Annotated in this window: 16 protein-coding genes; 12 read left to right on the top strand and 4 right to left on the bottom strand. The window is 62.2% G+C overall.

Going from position 1 to position 16,431, the window contains the following annotated elements; genetic code table 11:
• Genes ACQKEK_RS10405 through ACQKEK_RS10365 form a run of 9 tightly spaced genes read left to right on the top strand, consistent with a single transcriptional unit; the run spans position 1 to position 7,159 of the window.
• Entirely contained in the window at positions 1-789 is a 789-nt protein-coding gene (locus tag ACQKEK_RS10405) for an SDR family NAD(P)-dependent oxidoreductase (protein WP_499142466.1), read from the top strand.
• Complete coding sequence (locus ACQKEK_RS10400; RefSeq protein WP_499142465.1) at positions 789-1,547, top strand: SDR family NAD(P)-dependent oxidoreductase; 759 nt, start codon at positions 789-791, stop codon at positions 1,545-1,547. The genes ACQKEK_RS10405 and ACQKEK_RS10400 overlap by 1 nt, the downstream gene beginning before the upstream one ends.
• Positions 1,544-2,428, top strand: a complete 885-nt coding sequence (locus tag ACQKEK_RS10395; RefSeq protein WP_499142463.1) for a DMT family transporter — start codon at positions 1,544-1,546, stop codon at positions 2,426-2,428. The genes ACQKEK_RS10400 and ACQKEK_RS10395 overlap by 4 nt, the downstream gene beginning before the upstream one ends.
• Positions 2,425-3,201: a creatininase gene (locus ACQKEK_RS10390; protein ID WP_499142461.1), complete on the top strand. Its 777-nt coding sequence runs from the start codon at positions 2,425-2,427 to the stop codon at positions 3,199-3,201. Before ACQKEK_RS10395 ends, ACQKEK_RS10390 begins: the two co-directional genes overlap by 4 nt.
• On the top strand, positions 3,198-3,842 hold the full coding sequence (locus ACQKEK_RS10385) for a cysteine hydrolase family protein (protein ID WP_499142460.1): 645 nt from the start codon (positions 3,198-3,200) through the stop codon (positions 3,840-3,842). The genes ACQKEK_RS10390 and ACQKEK_RS10385 overlap by 4 nt, the downstream gene beginning before the upstream one ends.
• Positions 3,839-4,633 (top strand): N-acyl homoserine lactonase family protein, encoded by a 795-nt coding sequence (locus ACQKEK_RS10380; protein ID WP_499142459.1) that lies wholly within the window; start codon positions 3,839-3,841, stop codon positions 4,631-4,633. Before ACQKEK_RS10385 ends, ACQKEK_RS10380 begins: the two co-directional genes overlap by 4 nt.
• Positions 4,630-5,433 carry a hypothetical protein gene (locus tag ACQKEK_RS10375; protein WP_499142458.1) on the top strand — a complete coding sequence of 268 codons (804 nt, stop codon included), beginning with the start codon at positions 4,630-4,632 and terminating at the stop codon, positions 5,431-5,433. Before ACQKEK_RS10380 ends, ACQKEK_RS10375 begins: the two co-directional genes overlap by 4 nt.
• Positions 5,430-6,323 carry an ABC transporter permease gene (locus tag ACQKEK_RS10370; protein ID WP_499142457.1) on the top strand — a complete coding sequence of 298 codons (894 nt, stop codon included), beginning with the start codon at positions 5,430-5,432 and terminating at the stop codon, positions 6,321-6,323. Before ACQKEK_RS10375 ends, ACQKEK_RS10370 begins: the two co-directional genes overlap by 4 nt.
• Positions 6,320-7,159: an ABC transporter ATP-binding protein gene (locus tag ACQKEK_RS10365; RefSeq protein ID WP_499142456.1), complete on the top strand. Its 840-nt coding sequence runs from the start codon at positions 6,320-6,322 to the stop codon at positions 7,157-7,159. The genes ACQKEK_RS10370 and ACQKEK_RS10365 overlap by 4 nt, the downstream gene beginning before the upstream one ends.
• Before the next feature lie 121 nt (positions 7,160-7,280).
• On the opposite strand, the gene ACQKEK_RS10360 is transcribed toward ACQKEK_RS10365, so the two are convergent.
• Positions 7,281-8,672 (bottom strand): MFS transporter, encoded by a 1,392-nt coding sequence (locus ACQKEK_RS10360; RefSeq protein WP_499142455.1) that lies wholly within the window; start codon positions 8,670-8,672, stop codon positions 7,281-7,283.
• A gap of 61 nt (positions 8,673-8,733) precedes the next feature.
• Between ACQKEK_RS10360 and ACQKEK_RS10355 the strand changes: the two genes are divergently transcribed.
• A complete protein-coding gene (locus ACQKEK_RS10355) occupies positions 8,734-9,174 on the top strand; it encodes a helix-turn-helix domain-containing protein (RefSeq protein WP_499142453.1) in 441 nt (146 codons plus the stop codon).
• Positions 9,175-9,358: 184 nt separating this feature from the next.
• Here the strand turns inward: ACQKEK_RS10355 and ACQKEK_RS10350 are convergent, their stop codons facing one another.
• Complete coding sequence (locus tag ACQKEK_RS10350; protein ID WP_499142452.1) at positions 9,359-10,135, bottom strand: MBL fold metallo-hydrolase; 777 nt, start codon at positions 10,133-10,135, stop codon at positions 9,359-9,361.
• Between the two features lie 52 nt (positions 10,136-10,187).
• On the opposite strand from ACQKEK_RS10350, the gene ACQKEK_RS10345 reads away from it, so the two are divergent.
• Both ACQKEK_RS10345 and ACQKEK_RS10340 read left to right on the top strand, forming a co-directional pair.
• Entirely contained in the window at positions 10,188-11,192 is a 1,005-nt protein-coding gene (locus tag ACQKEK_RS10345; RefSeq protein WP_499167604.1) for a GlxA family transcriptional regulator, read from the top strand.
• Between the two features lie 154 nt (positions 11,193-11,346).
• Complete coding sequence (locus ACQKEK_RS10340; RefSeq protein ID WP_499142449.1) at positions 11,347-11,640, top strand: hypothetical protein; 294 nt, start codon at positions 11,347-11,349, stop codon at positions 11,638-11,640.
• A 137-nt stretch (positions 11,641-11,777) separates the two neighbouring features.
• Here ACQKEK_RS10340 and amt read toward each other — a convergent pair whose 3' ends face one another.
• Positions 11,778-15,161: an ammonium transporter gene (gene amt, locus ACQKEK_RS10335; protein WP_499142448.1), complete on the bottom strand. Its 3,384-nt coding sequence runs from the start codon at positions 15,159-15,161 to the stop codon at positions 11,778-11,780.
• 107 nt (positions 15,162-15,268) lie between these two features.
• Complete coding sequence (locus ACQKEK_RS10330; protein WP_499142447.1) at positions 15,269-16,291, bottom strand: alpha/beta fold hydrolase; 1,023 nt, start codon at positions 16,289-16,291, stop codon at positions 15,269-15,271.
• Positions 16,292-16,431: the final 140 nt, after the last annotated feature.

Genomic DNA, 16,431 nt, shown 5'->3' with positions numbered 1-16,431 from the left:
ATGCATAAAGCGCTCGATTATCGCGGACGTTGCGTCGTCCTTACCGGTGCTGCTGGCGGTATAGGCCGCCAGCTGGCAAGAACCTACGCCGACGCCGGCGCCACGCTGGAGCTGGTCGATCGCGACCCCGATGCACTGGCCGAACTGGCCGAAAGCCTGCAACCGGAGGGGCCGTTGCACGCCACCACGCTGGAACTCGGAGACTGGCACGCCGTGCAGCACTTCGCTGACGACTTGGCCTGCCGTAACCGCTCGGTCGAAGTGCTGGTCAACAATGCCGGTATCGAATACCAGACGCCCATAACCGACCCTGGCGCCAAGGCTGATGCCTGCTGGACGCATTTGCTCGACAACAATGTGTCGTCCATGCAGCGACTGACCCGCGCACTGCTGCCTCGTCTTCGTGCCGGTGCCAGTGTGATCAACCAGGCCTCGATCTGGGGGCTGAAAGGCGTACCGGGCTTTTCCGCCTATGCGGCCAGCAAGCATGCGGTGATCGGCCTGACCCGCTCACTGGCCTGGGAATTGGGACCGCGGCGCATCCGCGTCAATGCCGTCTGCCCAGGCTGGATCGGCACCGATGCAGCGATGCGTTCGCTGCGCATCATGGCAGCGGAAAACGGGCGCAGTGAAGCCGAAGAACTGGTCGCGGTGCTGGCGGCCCAGGCGATTCCGGAGCTGCTGACCCCGGCGGACCTGTCCGGCACCTTCTTGTTTCTCGGCTCGCCACTGGCGGCGGCGCTTACCGGGCAGGCGTTGTCGGTCAGCCATGGCGAGGTGATGCATTGATGAGTCGCCAGCCACTGGAAGGCAAAGTGGCGCTGGTCACCGGCGCGGCAACCGGGATTGGTCGGGCCACCGTGCTGGGCCTGGCGCAAGTGGGCGCGAGCGTCTGGATCAACCACCTCGGCCAACTGGAATTGGCAGAGCAACTGTGCGCGGCGGTCGATGCGCTTGGCGGCCGAGCACGTTGCGTAGAAGCGGACGTCGCGTCAGCGGCTGAGGTGGCCGGGATGTTCGAGCAAATCCTCGCCGAAGGGCCGCTAGACCTGCTGGTGAACAACGCCGGCATCATTCTGGAGCAGCCCTTTCTCGACACCACAGAGCAGGACTGGGCACGGGTACTGGATGTCGATCTTCACGGTGTCTATCGATGCACACAGCAGGCGCTGCGGCATATGCAGCCGCGTGGTTGCGGCGCCATCGTCAGTGTAGCTTCAGACCTCGGCTTTCTCGGCCGCCGCGACTACGCCGCCTACTGCACCGCCAAGGCCGGCGTGATCGGCCTGACCCGCTCGCTGGCGCGTGAATTCGCCGCCAGCGGCATACGGATAAATGCCGTCGCGCCAGGCCCCATCGCCACGGCGATGGTCTCAGCAGAAAACATGAGCGCCGAATGGATGGCCAAGGAACTGGACATGCCCATGGCCCGACTCGGCACGCCTGATGAAGTTGCGGCAGCTATCGTTTTCCTGCTCTCGCCACAGGCCAGCTATTTCACCGGACAAATACTTGGGCCCAACGGCGGTTCCTGGATGGGCGCATGACGACCCTGTTGCCACAGGTGCTGCTGGTCACGGGTGCCATCGCCTGGGGCCTCGGCTGGCTGCCCTTGCACCACTTCGCCAGCGTTGGCCTGGTCGGCATGCCGTTGGTGTTGCTGGTCTACGGACTGCTCAGCCTGATCGCCTTGCCGGTGCTATGGCGCGAGCGTCATGCCTGGGCAGCGCAGCGCAACGGTCTGCTGGCCATCGCCATCTGCGGTGGCGGTGCCACAGCTGCGCTGGTCACGGCCCTGGCCACCGGCGACGTGGTGCGGGTGATGCTGTTGTTCTACCTGGCGCCGGTCTGGGGCGTGCTGGGTGGCTGGCTGTTGTTGGGCGAACGCCTGACAGCGCTACGAATCGGCGCGCTGTTGGTGGCCATGCTCGGCATCGCCCTGACCCTTGGCGTCAGCCGCGAGCTGATCCGTCCGCTGAGTGGCAACGACTGGCTCGCGTTGGCGGCCGGCCTCGGTTTCAGTCTGAACAATCTCGCTACCCGCGCCGCCGACCGGGTGCCGCTGGCCAGCAAGACCTTGGCGCCTTTCGTCGGTAGCGCTCTGATTGCCGCCGTGCTCTGTCCATTGCTGGGCGATTACCCGCCACCGCTGAGCCTCACGCTGAGCTGGCAGATCGGTTTGATGGCCCTCGGCTGGCTGTTGAGCATGGCTGCGGTGCAGTACGGCGTCAGTCATATCGAAGCCGGCCGTGCGGCAGTGCTGGTCGTCTTCGAGCTGGTGGCAGCGGTGCTCTCTTCCGCCTGGTTCGGTAGCCAGGCCATCACCCCACATGAATGGCTAGGCGCGGCGCTTGTGACCTTTGCCGCACTGATCGCCAGCTGGCCGGAACGCCCGGCCCTGACCGTAATTCGGAGCCCTTCGCTATGAACAGCGTGCACATGGATCAACTCAGTTGGGTCGAATACGAACGCCGCGTGCGTGATGGCGCTGTGCTCTTTCTGCCCTGCGGTGCCACCGAACAGCACGGGCCGCATCTGCCGCTGGGCACCGACGCGCTGCTCGCCAGCGCAATCTGCGCCGATGTGGCGCAACGCATCGGCGGGCTGGTCGCACCCGCCCTGTCTTACGGCTACAAATCACAGCCCAAGTGTGGCGGCGGCCAGCACTTTTGCGGCACCACCAGCCTGGATGGCGCCACGCTAAGCGCGCTGGTCCGCGACGCGGTGCGTGAATTTCACCGACACGGCGTCAGGCGGCTGGTGTTGGTGGTCGGGCATTACGAGAACCAGTGGTTCGTCGGCGAAGGCATCCAATTGGCGCTGCGCGAACTGGGACCGGATGCCGGTCTCGAGGTCATGCGCCTGGAGCATTGGGACTTCTGCCGTGAGCAGACCCTGGCTGACGTGTTCCCAGACGGCTTTCCAGGCTTTGCCCTAGAGCACGCAGCCGTCATCGAAACCTCACTGATGCTGCATTACTACCCCAGCCTGGTAGCGCTGGAGCGCATCCCGGAGGAAGCCTGCGCAGACTTTCCGCCGTACGACATGTATCCGCCCCGCACTGAATGGGTGCCACCTTCAGGCGTGCTGTCTTCGGCCAAGGGCTCGACAGCGGGCAAGGGACAGCGCATGGCCGACGACATTGTCAGCGGCATCGCTGCGGCGGTGTGCCATGAGTTCGACCTGGGGAACCTGCAGTGAACCTCGCACTGGCGCATACCGCGCTGCTGGTGATCGACATGCAGCGCGACTTCTGCGCGCCGGGCGGCTATGCCGATCAGGCTGGGCTGGACATCGAGCGCCTGCGCGCGCCCATCGAACCTATCCGCCAGCTGCTCGTGGCGGCGCGACGATGCGGGTTGTTGGTCGTGCACACCCGAGAAGGCCATCGCGCCGACCTCAGCGACCTCCCCGGCACCAAGCGCCGACGTGCCGAGGCCAGCGGCGCGCCAATTGGCAGCCCCGGTCCGTTGGGCCGTCTTCTGGTGCGAGGCGAACCTGGCAACGCGCTGATCGAGGAGCTCATGCCCGAACCGGGCGAGCCGGTGATCGACAAGCCCGGCTATAGCGCCTTCGCTCATACCGACCTGCAACTGCTGCTGCAAAACCGCGGGATCGGCCAGTTGATCCTGACTGGTGTAACCACCGAGGTCTGCGTTTCCTCAACGCTGCGCCAGGCGGTGGATCTCGGCTACTCCTGCCTCACGGTCGCTGACGCTTGCGGCTCTGCCTACCCGGCGCTGCATGCCGCAGCACTGTCGATGATCGGCGTCGAAGGCGGACTGTTCGGCGAAGTCATCACCAGCGATGCGCTGATCGCCTTGCTGGAGATGCCCGCATGACCGATGTGCTCAAGCTCTGGCCGCTGCTGACTGCCACCCATCGCTACGACAAATCGATTTCCACGCGCAACCGTGGCCACGGCACCCTGATCGAGGCGCCAATCCTGGCGTTCCTGATCGAGACCCGGCAGGGCCGCATCCTCTTCGATGTTGGCTGCGACTACGCCAAGATCAACGACCCGGCACTCAAGGCGCGCTGGTTCGATCCGCTGGAGTTCCCCATGGGGCCACCGGACATGCGTGACGACCAGCGTTTGCCGGCCCACCTGGCCCGGAACGGCCTGACGCCGGCCGACATCGACCTGGTGTTTCTCAGTCACCTGCATTTCGACCACGCCGGCGGGCTGTGCGAACTGTGCGGCTGCGACGTGCATGTGCACGAGGCCGAGCTGGCGGCCGCTCTCGCCGAGGCCGACGATGCCTACTTCGCCGACGATTTCACTGGGCCCTTCGTCGACCAGAATCGCTGGAGTCTCCAGCGCGAGGAATACCAACTGGTGCCCGGTGTGCAGGCAATCAACACGCCTGGCCACACCGCTGGGCACATGTCTCTGCTGATCGAACTGCCTCACGGCAAGCCCGTCATCCTGACCGGAGACGCGGCGGACCTGGAAGAAAACCTCACCGATGAAATAGCGCCCGGTCTCTGCTGGCAGGACCGCGAAGACATGGCGCTGGACAGCATTCGCAAGCTCAAGGGATTGGCCGCCGATAGCGGGGCTGAGTTGTGGCCGAACCACGACATGGCCTTCTGGCGAACCCTCAAACGATTCCCGGAGTACCACGCATGAACAGCGTTCCCGAGACCTACATGGGCGTATGGCGCCGTCGCCTGTTGACCACCAGCGACGGATGCCGCGACGAAACTAGCGATGTCTACTGGCTGCAGACGGCCCATCTTCACGCCGACGTGCGCATTCCCCATCCCCCCACCACCGCTGCCTCGCTTGCCACGTGCACGCATGCACAACAGCTGGCTCTGTGCGAACAGGCCGGCTTTGCCGGCTTGACCATGGTGGAAGCTGACATTTGCCAATGGCATCGGCTGATCGACTATCAGCCGCCCAGCGGCTCACCCGACATTGGCCGCATGCGCTTCGAGGGGCCCGATCGGTTGCTCGAAGATGGCCTGGACGGCCGCTATCACGAAGTCTGGCAGCGTGTGCCCGAATCCAACGGCACCAACTGGGGACTGTGGCTGCGGTCAGCCGATGAACCTGAGCGCCAGGCTTGCCTGTTGGTTGCCGGGGATTACTTCATGTTCGTTGCCGACAGGCCTGCGCCGTTGGACCCCGAAGGTGGGCAGCTACGCGACCAACTCGCCCGCGCCACTCCGGCAAAACGCCTCGAACTGCTGGCCTGTGAAATCTCTTTCGGCCGACAGCGCAACGGTGCGACGCCCTGGATGATCAGCCACTCGACCTTGCCGGGGCGTGTCGGCGACAACCTGCTGCCGAGCTACTGGAATTTCAGCCAACCCGCCGGTATTCCCGAAGGGGACCTGGCCCGCATCGGCCAATTCCCGCCGACCCTTGGCTGGGTCAGCGTGGCGAATCCGATTTCAGCCCTCGTTCAGGAGGTAGTCGCATGACGGCGCACTTGTCCCTTAGCGCGAACACGAACCTGGAGCCGCGCGCGGCGGTCGCAGCGCAACCGGTCAGCGCAGAACCCGCGCCCGTTGCCAAAACGCGCCGCGCCCGCTGGTGGCGCATTCGTGGCGATCTGCCGAAAACCACGGTTTGGACACTGGCCGCAGCGGGCCTGATTTCACCGTTCATTCTCTGGTGGGCCTATACCGCGCTAGGGCTGGCCGACCCGATGTTCATGCCCAGCCCCGGCGCCGTACTCGAGCGTCTGGGCCGCTGGTGGGCCAGCGAAGGCCTGCTCACCGACATAGGCATCAGCGTCTGGCGGGTCATGGCCGGGTTCGGCGCCTCGGCTTTACTGGCGCTGCCACTGGGGCTGTATATCGGCACCTACCGCCCGGTGCAGGCTTTTCTCGAACCTCTGACCGACTTCATCCGCTACATGCCGGCGGTGGCCTTCATACCGTTGGTGATGCTGTGGGTGGGCATCGACGAAGGCTCGAAGGTGCTGATCATCTTTATCGGCACCTTCTTCCAGATGGTGTTGATGGTCGCCGAAGACGTCCGCCGCGTGCCGATGACCCAGATCGAGGCCGCCCAGACCATGGGCGCCAATCGCAGCGAAATCGTCAAACTGGTGATCCTGCCGTCTGCGCGCCCGGCAATCCTCGACACCCTGCGCATCACCTGCGGCTGGGCCTGGACCTACCTGGTGGTTGCCGAGCTGGTCGCCGCCAATTCGGGCCTCGGCTACGCCATTCTCAAGGCTCAGCGCTACATGCACACCGACAAGATTTTCGCCGGCATCCTGCTGATCGGGCTGATCGGCTTGCTCACCGACCAGGCCTTCCGCTGGCTTTCCCGCCGCGCCTTCCCGTGGAGGACACAAGCATGACCGACGCCAAGATCCGTATTCAGCAGGTAGGCAAAACCTTTATCAGCGACACGCGCGAGGTCGAGGCGCTGCAATCGGTCAGCCTGGATGTGCGCCCAAACGAATTCATCACCTTCGTCGGCGCGTCGGGCTGTGGCAAATCCACCCTGCTGCGCATCATTGCCGGCCTGGAAACCCTGAGTCGCGGCGAAATCCTGCTAGACGGCAGCCCCGTGGATGGTCCCGGCGTCGACCGCGCCATGGTTTTTCAGCACTACAGCCTCTACCCCTGGCTGACCGTCATGAAAAACATCAAGTTCTGTCGTCAACTTAAAGTCATCTCCGACACCGTGCGCGGTGATGGTGACGTTGAAACCGCTAGTGGGCGAGCCGATGCCCTGCTCAGCCTCATGGGCCTGACGAACTTTGCCGATGCCTTTCCAAGCCAGTTGTCCGGCGGTATGCAGCAGCGCGTGGCCATCGCCCGCGCGTTGATGCCTAAGCCAGCGACATTGTTGATGGACGAACCCTTCGGCGCGCTGGACGCCCAGACGCGTGAGGTGATGCACGACCTTATCCGTCACGTTCACAAGCTCGAGAAAACCACGATTCTGTTCGTCACCCACGATGTTGAAGAAGCCATCTACCTCGGCGGCCGCGTGGTGCTGATGGCGCCACGGCCAGGGCGAATCGATTCCATCTATGAGGTGCCGCTGCCAGCGCAGCGCAACCAGGACATGAAACTGTCGCCCGAATTCACCGCGTTGAAACGCAAGATCCTGACGCGCATCAGGGAGACGTCAGGCATGCAGACCGATCTCGATCAATTGGCCAAACTCACGGCCATTGCCGGGTAATCCATCGACTGGCCGCGCGAGCTCCCCCCCCCCCCCGCGCGGCCTGTTTGACCTGATGCTTAACGCGGCATCCGGGAATGGCCGCCACCGGCCACTTTCGGCCATTACCGGACTATCTTATTCAACATCGTCCGCTTCGATCCCGCACTGCTAACAGAGTGAGTAAGCAAAGACCTGCCATACTCAGGAATGTCACCGAGAAAGCACTGCTGATGGTTGTAGTGGTGTTATTGGCCAGTATTCGGCCATCCAGCAGCGAGGTAAACAGTAACGGAATCAAGGAGGCACCTGTCATGAAGCCAAGATTGCGCGACAGGCCGAGCAGCCCCGATAGCACGCCTCGGTTCTCCTCTGCGGCCTGGTTCATCACCCCCGTGCTGTTGCCCGCCAGAAACAGCTGAAAGCCCGGGGTCATTAGCAGCATCGCCAGCAGGTAGCCTGGCACACCGATAAGAGCCGGCAATATGGCAAAGCTACATAGGCCCATGGCCACAAGCATCAGGCCAACGAACAGCATTCGGTCAGTTCCGAACCGATCCGTGAGCCTGCCGGCCGGCGCTCCTGAGAGCGCTGCGGCGATAGGCCCTGCGGCCATAACCAAGCCCGTCATGGCCTCGCTCAGGCCCAAACCAAACGTGAGAAATAGTGGGCCCACCACGAGCGTGGACATCATGATGCCGGCAACCAGAAGGTTCATCCACAACGGGGCAACGATGGCTCGCTCGTGAAAGAGCGCCACAGGGATAAGGGGGTGGGCAACGGCAAGCTCGGTGCGGATGAACAGCAGGAGCGCAACTGCGCCCAGTATCAACAAAGCCCACGGCTGAATGGCTATGCCGGCCCGGCCACCAGTGGCCGCAAGCGCAAAGCCCAGCAGTGCTAAGGATAGCCAGGCGGCGCCGGGCCAATCGATTCGGGTTGATGTTGCAGTCGGTGCGGTTTTACCGACACCTGCAAAGGCCAGCACCAGCATGCCGGCGCCGCAGAGTGCCAGCAGCACGAAGATGGAGCGCCAGCCGAGCTGACCGGTCAGCAGGCCGCCAACCGACGGCCCCAGTGCCGTGCCAATGGCCGACATGGTGCCCAACAGACCCATTGCGGCGCCTAGGCGCTCCTTTGTAATCAGGCTCTTGGCAATCGACATCGGCAGCGCCATAAGCACGGCCGCGCCCACCCCCTGCAGCGCACGACCGGCTATAAGCCAACCCAGGCTCGGGGCAACGGCGCCTCCGACACTGGCCAGGGTGAACAACATGATGCCGGCGAGCAGCACGCGGCGATTACCGTATAGATCCCCCAGGCGCCCGGCCATTAAAATGGCCACGGTCACGCCGAGCAGATAGGCCAGCACGACCCATTTCACCGTCTGCACGCCAGCCGAGAACATCGTTGCCAGGTGCGGCAGCGCGACCGTCGCGATACTGTTCCCCATCGAAGCCAGCAAGATGGCGCCCCCCAATGCCGCGAGTGTTGGTGTGTTGGCCGCTGGGATCGCTTCCGGTTTCATACGCATTGTCTGCCTGTTGACGTCGGGACGGTCTACTATGCAACTTCAAGTCAACTTGAGGTCAAGCATGAAACTCGTCGACATCGGCGCACTTTCGAAAATTAGCGGCCTGCCCACGTCTACGCTGCGGTACTACGAAGAAGTGGGCCTGATCCAGCCCATTTGCCGAAACGGATTACGCAGGCAGTACAGTGAGGAGACGATTGTCCAGCTCGCCTTGATCGGCCTTGGAAAAGCCGCCGGATTTTCGCTGGAAGACATCGGCGGCATGTTCGACAAGAATCGAAACGCGGACTTGCCGCGGCCGACCCTGCTGCAGCGCGCCGATGAGCTCGACCGCCAGATTCTGCGCATGACGACCATGAGCCGCCTCCTCAGGCACGTGGCCGAATGCCCCGCAGACTCTCATATGAATTGCCCCCGATTTCGCAAGCTGTTGCGTGTGGTGTGCCCTTCGGTGGCGCTGACTGGGATGCAACCTCGCGGAGCAGCGGGTGGTGAGGAATAGCTCATTTATTTATCGTGCGATCACATCTGCCGGTAATTTTTGGCTGTTCAAGGTCAGTCATTTGCCTGTGTCACCAACAACTGCCATTTATTAGCTCGCCTTCCGCCAAGGAAGAAACAACCATGTTCGGCAGGCGCGACTAAAGCAAACCGACAGTTGCCAAGTCGAATTCCTAGTGCCGTGCCTACGCCAGCGCCAGTACTTGCCCGTCGGCGGGAATCAGCAACCGATTGGCAGTACCTGCCTTAGCGGCTGCGCTCGCCAGCCCCTCCCGGGTGACGGGGCAGTGATTGATTGCCTCCAGATGATTCGCAATGACGGTCCCGGTGCACAGGCGAGTGAACTCGAGCACATCGGTCACTCCCATGATGACGTCACTACCCACGTCGAAGCGCGCCCCGCCAGCAGGCACCACGCTCACCTGCGGCTGATGTCTCAGCACGAAGTCACGTACGGTGGAGGACAGAATTGTATCGCCTGCCAGGTACAGGCTGGGCTCACCAGGCAGCTCCACCAGATAGCCGACACCGTGTTCCATTAGTCGGCCAATCACTCCCTCACCATGTGTGCAGCGCACCGTGCGGATTACCCCGTCCAGGAAAGGTTTTGGATCTTCATGCCCCTCAGGTAATGCCTGCACGTTCAAGCCGAGCTTCGCCAAGTGGAGCGCGTCATGTTGTGTACAGATGACTGGAATCTGCCGCTCTCTCAACCAACGCGTACCCGCTCTATCCAAGTGATCGAAGTGGCCTTTTTGGCAGTGAGTGATTAGGCAATGGGTCACAGACTCCAGCACTTCGTGAGCTCCCATCGGCAATTCGACGGTCGGGTTTCTCTGCCTACCCGCAAAGATTCGCAGCGAAGGCAAAGCCGCTTTGCGTGCCAGCATCGGGTCAACTAGGACACGGTATTCGCCGAGTTCGAGAATTATCGTAGCATTGCGGATCTGTCGGATTTTCATCATTACCCTCCTTAGGTAAGGCTCATGATGCCGAGATGCCGCAGCGCCCATAATGGCAGGACATGACATAAACAATTCATTTACAGCCACCCCTACCTCACTAAGAATTGGACTGCTGCTGTTCCCAGGCTGTATGCCTGCAGGGCTTCTAGCCTTCGTGGATATGCTCCATGCAGCGAACCGACGAGCCGGAATCTCGCTATTCGAAACGTACTTTGTCGCCGAGCAGAGCGGCGCGGTGGATTGCGCTCATGGCCTGGTACTGACGGCCAACCACTGCATAGCAGAGCTGGCACTGGATGCAGTCCTGATTCCCGGCTTCTGGGCAGAGTCAACACAGCAAGTGGAAGCGACCCTAGGTAGCAACGCCTCGCTTTTGGCTATCCTGGCGAAGCTTGGCAAGCGCTGTCGTGTGTGGAGCTATTGCACTGGAGTCTGCCTGGCTGCCGCTAGTGGCCGCCTCGATGGGCAGCCCGCGACAGCAACTTGGTGGCTAGCGGATGCTTTGCTTCAGCGCTATCCCAAGGTGCGCTGGCAGCACGAGCAGAACTGTGTCTTCACTGAGCGCACCGGCACTGCCAGTGGCGTAAACGGCTACTTGCCACTTGCTCAGGCGCTGATCGAGCGGCATCTAAGTGCAACGATTGTCCACGACCTCAACCGGCTGATGGTGCTTCCGCGCCCAACCCTATCGCACGATGCATTCCAGGCCCTCAGCCTTATCGAGCAGCCCAATACACTGCTGCGCAGGCTGCATGCCCTTGTGCAAGGATTACCCGCTGAGCGGATCACCGTCCGCGCCCTCTCGGATGAGCTGGGAATGACCGAGCGAACACTGGCGCGCAAGGTCAGAGATCAAACAGGCACATCGGTGGCTACTTATGCGCGGCGCATCAAGTTGAGCCAGGTAAGCGAGCGCCTGATCTTGACCTCTGCCCCCATCAAAACTATTAGCAACGAGCTCGGCTTCAGCAGTGATTCAAATCTTCGGAGAATGTTCAAGGAGCTGACCGAGTTAACCCCTGCTCAGTACCGACAGCGGTTTGCGCGTTTTTAAAGCAATAGCAATCGAGGCAGAGAGTGCTAATCCGGGGTAGAACCAACTCCGCTCTTGGCCAAGAAGGCAGACGTCCGCTTTCGGCCCAGAAGCGGCCAGTGTCCGATAAACAAATACGTCCCCTTTTCCACTGGACGCCCAGACGCGTGAGGTAATGCACGACTTGATCCGTCACGTGCACAAGCTCGAGAAAACCACGATTCTGTTCGTCACCCACGACGTCGAAGAAGCCATCTACCTCGGCGGCCGCGTGGTGCTGATGGCGCCACGGCCAGCGCGAATCGATTCTATCTATGAGGTGCCGCTGCCAGCGCAGCGCAACCAAGACATGAAGCTGTCGCCCGAATTCACCGCGTTGACACGCGAGATCCTCGGGCGAATCCGCGAAACCTCAGGTATGCAGACCGATCTCGACCAGCTCCAGAAACTGACATCGATCGCGGGTTAGCATCCACGGTGGGCTGAAGCCCGCCTACTGTCGACCGGGTTGTGCAGCTGTCCCCTTCAGTACCCGCTGAGCAGCCTGCGGTGGGCTAAAGCGGAACGTCGCCCGGCCCACCCTACCGGTCCAGATCGCATCGTCGTTCAGCGCGGCATCATCCGCACACCGGAGAGCTCGGCAAGCGGTCCCGGTCGGCCCAGGTGGTAACCCTGCACGTAGTCGACGCCGATGTCCTGCAGGCACTCGAGGATGGCCGCTGACTCAACGAACTCGGCCACGGTACTCAGCCCCATTTCATGGCCGATGTTGTTGATCGACGCCACCATTGCCCGCGCGATGGGGTCGCGATCAATGTCCCGAACGAAACTACCGTCGATCTTCAGATAATCCACCGGCAGGGTTTTGAGGTACCCGAACGAAGACAGGCCCGAGCCGAAGTCGTCCAGTGCGAAGCTGCAACCCACAGCCTTGAGGCTGTTCATGAAGGTCATGGCACGGCTGAGGTTGGCGATCGCCGCAGTTTCGGTGATTTCAAAACACAGGCAATTGGCGGGGATTTGGTGGCGCTCGATGGCCGACAGGACGAATTCGAGAAAGCTTTCCTCACCCAGCGAGGTGGCTGACAGGTTGATCGAATAATGCCCCAGCGACGCACCGGGACGACGACGTAGATCGCCGACCCATGCCAGGAAATTGCCGACCACCCAACGATCCACCGCCGGTGCCAGATCGTAACGTTCAGCCGCGGGCATGAAGGCGCCGGGGGGGATGATGCTGCCATCCTCGCCCTGCATGCGTACCAGCACTTCATAGCGCTGCGAACCGTCGTCGCCTGCGGCACGCACGATCGGCTGCACGAACAAACGCAGCAGGTCGCCATCCAGTGCTTGCCGTAGCCGGTGCGTCCATTGCATCTCGCCGCGGCGTTCCATCAGCTGTTGGTCGTCCGCCTGATACACATGCACGCGGTTGCGACCGCCGTCCTTGGCCGCATAACAGGCACTATCGGCAGCACCAAGCAAAGGGCCGAGCGTTTTCGCGTGCTCGTCGATGGCCACCAGACCGATGCTGGCGCCAACCGCGAAACTCTTGCCCTCCCAACTGAAGCGAAACTCGTCAACCGCGTGGCGTATGTCTTCGGCAATCCGCACCGCCTGTTTCAGCGAACACTCATTGAACAGGATGCCGAACTCATCGCCGCCCAGGCGCGCCAGCAGATCACTGCCCCGCACACGGCCTCTCAGTAGTTGACCCAGTTGGCGCAGCAATTCGTCACCGGCGGCATGACCGCAGGTGTCGTTCACCACCTTGAACTGGTCCAGGTCCATGTAGCAGAGAACATGCTCGCCACCGGTATATTCACGCAGCAGCGACTCGATCTGGCGCTCGAACGCGGAGCGATTGACCAGCCCGGTGAGGTTGTCGTGATTGGCCTGGAACGTCAGCTTGCGTGCCAGCTGGCGGGTGACCGTGACATCACGAAAGGTCAGCACAGTACCGATGACGGCACCCTCGGCGTCGCGGATGGGCGCAACCGCATCCTGTACGGCCAATTGCGTGCCATCAGGTCGATGAAGGATGCCCGGCGCCCGCTCTGTACGATCCTGACGATCACTTCTGCGCCGAAGGCCGAGGCTGGCGGCATTGAGCAGCCGCGCACCGGTTGCCTCATCGAACAGCTGGTAGACCTCGTCAAGCACCAGCCCCTGCGCGGCGGCCTGGCTCCAGCCGATCAGCCGCTCGGCGCTGGGGTTGAGATAGCGCACGCGCCCGGCCCTGTCGGTGGTGATCACGCCATCGCCGATGGAAGCGAGCGTGACCTGGGCAAGCATTTTCTCCGCGAACAACTGCTCCTCGATCTGTCGGCGTTCGGTGATGTCTCGCACCATGCAAACGAAGGCGTCCTGCGGACGGTTTCCCTGGCTGGCGGTCAGCTCTGCGGCGAACAGTTCGCCGTCTTTGCCGTGGAGCATCAGTTCGGTTTTCAACTCGCCGCCGGCTTCCGGCAACAGCGACGCACTGTTGCCCACGACAAAACGTTGCAGGGGTTGCCCGACGATCTGCTCGGCCGGCAAACCAAACAGTCTTTCGGCGCCGGGGTTGCAGCTGGTCAGGATGCCGTCATGGCCATAGGTGACGATGCCGTCACGGATGTCTCGTACGATGCTCTGCGTCTTCGCCACTGCGTGTTGCAGGGCACGGATCACCTTGTTGTATTGCTCGGCGATCTGCCCGACCTCGGTGAACGGCTCGACCTCCACTTCGCGCTGGAAATGGCCCTGGCGCTGGTGCTCAGCCATGGCGTCAAGCAGCTCGATCAGTTCGGTGCGTGCGCCATGCTCACTGACGTTCAATCCCACGCGTTCATCATCGGGATTTACCCGCATCGGGTAGTACCGATTGATCAGCCGCAACAGCAGATAGGTCAAGCCGAACGCCCAGACCGCGCATACCAGCACGCCCTGCAACTGAACCATCAGTTGATCGAAGCGACTCAGGCCGGTGCCGAGCAGCAGCGGGTCACCACACAGCGCTACCGCCACAGTGCCCCACAAGCCGGCCGCCAGGTGAACCGGAACCGCGCCGACGGCATCATCGATGGCGCAGCGCACCAATAGCCGATCTGCCAGCCACATCGCCAGGCCACCGCCTGCCCCGATCAGCAGGGAGTCGGCAATGCTGACCGCATGAGCACTCGCGGTGATCGCCACCAACCCGGCCAGCATGCCGTTGAGCAACGCAACGGGCTCGACGTAGCCGTGCCTCCATTGCGATAACAGCATCGCCAACGCCATGCCAGCCATGCCTGCCACAACGGTATTGACGACGATTCCCGGCACGCGCCCATCGAAACTCAAGGTGCTGCCGCCGTTGAAGCCGAACCAGCCGAACAGCAGCAGCAAGCCGCCGAGCATCGCCAGTGGCAGGTTTGAGCCCGGCATGTTCTGCCGCAGCCATTTGCTATCGAAGCGGCCCGCGCGCGGGCCGATGACCATCACCGTTGCCAGCGCGATCCAGCCGCCTACGCCGTGCACCACGGTCGAACCCGCAAAGTCGACAAATCCTTGCTGTGCGAGCCAACCCTGACCTTCACGCAAGGCGCCGCCCCATGCCCAATGGCCGAACAAGGGATAGATCAGACCAGCCGACAGCGCGGCGACGATCAGGTAGGCGTTGAAGCGCATACGCTCGGCGGCCGCGCCGGAAACGATGGTGGCGGCAGTCGTACAGAACATTGCCTGGAACAGGAAAAAAGCCAGCGGCCAGCTATCGTCGGCCGCAAGTTCAAGCATGAACAGACTCGTGCCCATCACCCCGTCCTGACTGGTGCCAAACATCAGCGCGAAACCGAATGACCAGTAGAGCAGCAAGGCAATGCACAGGTCGGCCAGGTTCTTGGTCGCGACGTTGATGGCGTTCTTGCTTCGCGTCAGGCCAGCTTCCAGGCACAAAAACCCAATCTGCATGTTGAAGACCAGACCGGCGCACAGCACGACCCAGAGAATATCGATCGAGTCTTTCGGCATACGCATCCCATGGCAGATGTCCGCAGAAGCGGTGGAGAGCACAGCACCTGGCGGCGCTGGCCTTTAGCTATTAGCCAGAACCGTGCCAGCCGTCCTAGGCCTTACCGTCAGGACGCCAGCAAGTCATGCATGGCGGCGAAGACCTGCGCCATGGCCTGCGGATTGCGCCCCGGTCCGCCGGCGCAATGTCCCCAGTCCGACTGCAACACCCGCAGCTCGGCGTTGGGCATAAGCGAGGCTTCGTGTCGCGCGTCTTCAACGGTGAAATAGAGGTCGCTACTGCTGGGCATGATGATCGCCCGAGCAGAAACGTGAGACAGCGCCTCTTCCAGGCTGCCAAAACCGGGTAGCGCGGACGGATCAGCTGATTGCCAGCTGTTCAGCACGCAAAGCAGATCGTTGGCGTCCTGCTCCAGGTGGTCCTGTTCCCAATAGCCGAGCAAGGCGTCGAGACTGGTGAAACCCAGCTCACGCCAATGTTCATTGCGAAAGAACGCCTGCGAGTAGGCCCAACCGGCATAGGCGCGGCCGAAGGCTCGCAAGCCGCGCTCGGGCGCCTCGATATAACGCCCACCCTGCCACGCCGAATCGGCCTGCAGAGCCGCCTTTACGCCCTCGAGGAAGACGAAATTGTGCGGCCAGCAGCGCGCCGTACAGCAAAACGGCAGGATACGCTGCACCTGTTCAGGGAACAGCAACGCCCAGTAAAGCGCCTGCATCCCGCCCATGGACCAGCCGGTGACAAGCTGCAATTGCCATGTTGGCCCGAACAGGTGATCAAGAAGCATGCGTTGCGCCCGCACGTTGTCCGCCAGCGTGATGTGCGGAAAATCCGCGCCTCCCTGCCCTGCGGAGGCATTGCTCGGAGAGCTGGACCAGCCGGCACCGAACAGATTGGTCAACACCACACAGTAGTCACCACTGGCCAGGGGGCTGCCTGCACCAAGCAGGGGCAGACTGCCCCAATGCGATCCACCGTAGTAGCTGGGAACCAGCACGATGTTGTCTCGCTGTGCATTCGGCAGGCCGACGACCTGATAGCAGAGCCGCGCTTTCTGCAAAATCTGGCCGCTTTCAAGCGCTAGATCGCCCAGCTCGATGAATCTTTTTTCCCTTTCTATCTCAATCACTTGCAGTTCCTCTGAGCAGCATTGGCGGGTGTCCCGGCAGGTCTTGCAGCAGCTTTTCTATACACGCTGGCATGTATATTGGATGAAGGATTCGTGCCACAGCGCGTAACGCTGGCCCGAATTCAGCAAGGGATTTCCCA

Source organism: Pseudomonas sp. NPDC077408 (genome assembly GCF_050269105.1).
Classification (GTDB): domain Bacteria; phylum Pseudomonadota; class Gammaproteobacteria; order Pseudomonadales; family Pseudomonadaceae; genus Stutzerimonas.
Note: the sequence above shows the minus strand (reverse complement) of the source record. Positions and strands in the feature narration are given on the sequence as shown.

What these genes read in the sequence shown, in the direction of transcription:
- ACQKEK_RS10405 (WP_499142466.1), top strand. Translation starts at nt 1, where the DNA reads ATGCATAAAGCGCTCGATTATCGCGGACGTTGCGTCGTCCTTACCGGT.
- ACQKEK_RS10400 (WP_499142465.1), top strand. Translation starts at nt 789, where the DNA reads ATGAGTCGCCAGCCACTGGAAGGCAAAGTGGCGCTGGTCACCGGCGCG.
- ACQKEK_RS10395 (WP_499142463.1), top strand. Translation starts at nt 1,544, where the DNA reads ATGACGACCCTGTTGCCACAGGTGCTGCTGGTCACGGGTGCCATCGCC.
- ACQKEK_RS10390 (WP_499142461.1), top strand. Translation starts at nt 2,425, where the DNA reads ATGAACAGCGTGCACATGGATCAACTCAGTTGGGTCGAATACGAACGC.
- ACQKEK_RS10380 (WP_499142459.1), top strand. Translation starts at nt 3,839, where the DNA reads ATGACCGATGTGCTCAAGCTCTGGCCGCTGCTGACTGCCACCCATCGC.
- ACQKEK_RS10375 (WP_499142458.1), top strand. Translation starts at nt 4,630, where the DNA reads ATGAACAGCGTTCCCGAGACCTACATGGGCGTATGGCGCCGTCGCCTG.
- ACQKEK_RS10370 (WP_499142457.1), top strand. Translation starts at nt 5,430, where the DNA reads ATGACGGCGCACTTGTCCCTTAGCGCGAACACGAACCTGGAGCCGCGC.
- ACQKEK_RS10365 (WP_499142456.1), top strand. Translation starts at nt 6,320, where the DNA reads ATGACCGACGCCAAGATCCGTATTCAGCAGGTAGGCAAAACCTTTATC.
- ACQKEK_RS10360 (WP_499142455.1), bottom strand. Translation starts at nt 8,672, where the DNA reads ATGCGTATGAAACCGGAAGCGATCCCAGCGGCCAACACACCAACACTC.
- ACQKEK_RS10355 (WP_499142453.1), top strand. Translation starts at nt 8,734, where the DNA reads ATGAAACTCGTCGACATCGGCGCACTTTCGAAAATTAGCGGCCTGCCC.
- ACQKEK_RS10350 (WP_499142452.1), bottom strand. Translation starts at nt 10,135, where the DNA reads ATGAAAATCCGACAGATCCGCAATGCTACGATAATTCTCGAACTCGGC.
- ACQKEK_RS10345 (WP_499167604.1), top strand. Translation starts at nt 10,188, where the DNA reads ATGGCAGGACATGACATAAACAATTCATTTACAGCCACCCCTACCTCA.
- ACQKEK_RS10340 (WP_499142449.1), top strand. Translation starts at nt 11,347, where the DNA reads ATGCACGACTTGATCCGTCACGTGCACAAGCTCGAGAAAACCACGATT.
- amt (WP_499142448.1), bottom strand. Translation starts at nt 15,161, where the DNA reads ATGCCGAAAGACTCGATCGATATTCTCTGGGTCGTGCTGTGCGCCGGT.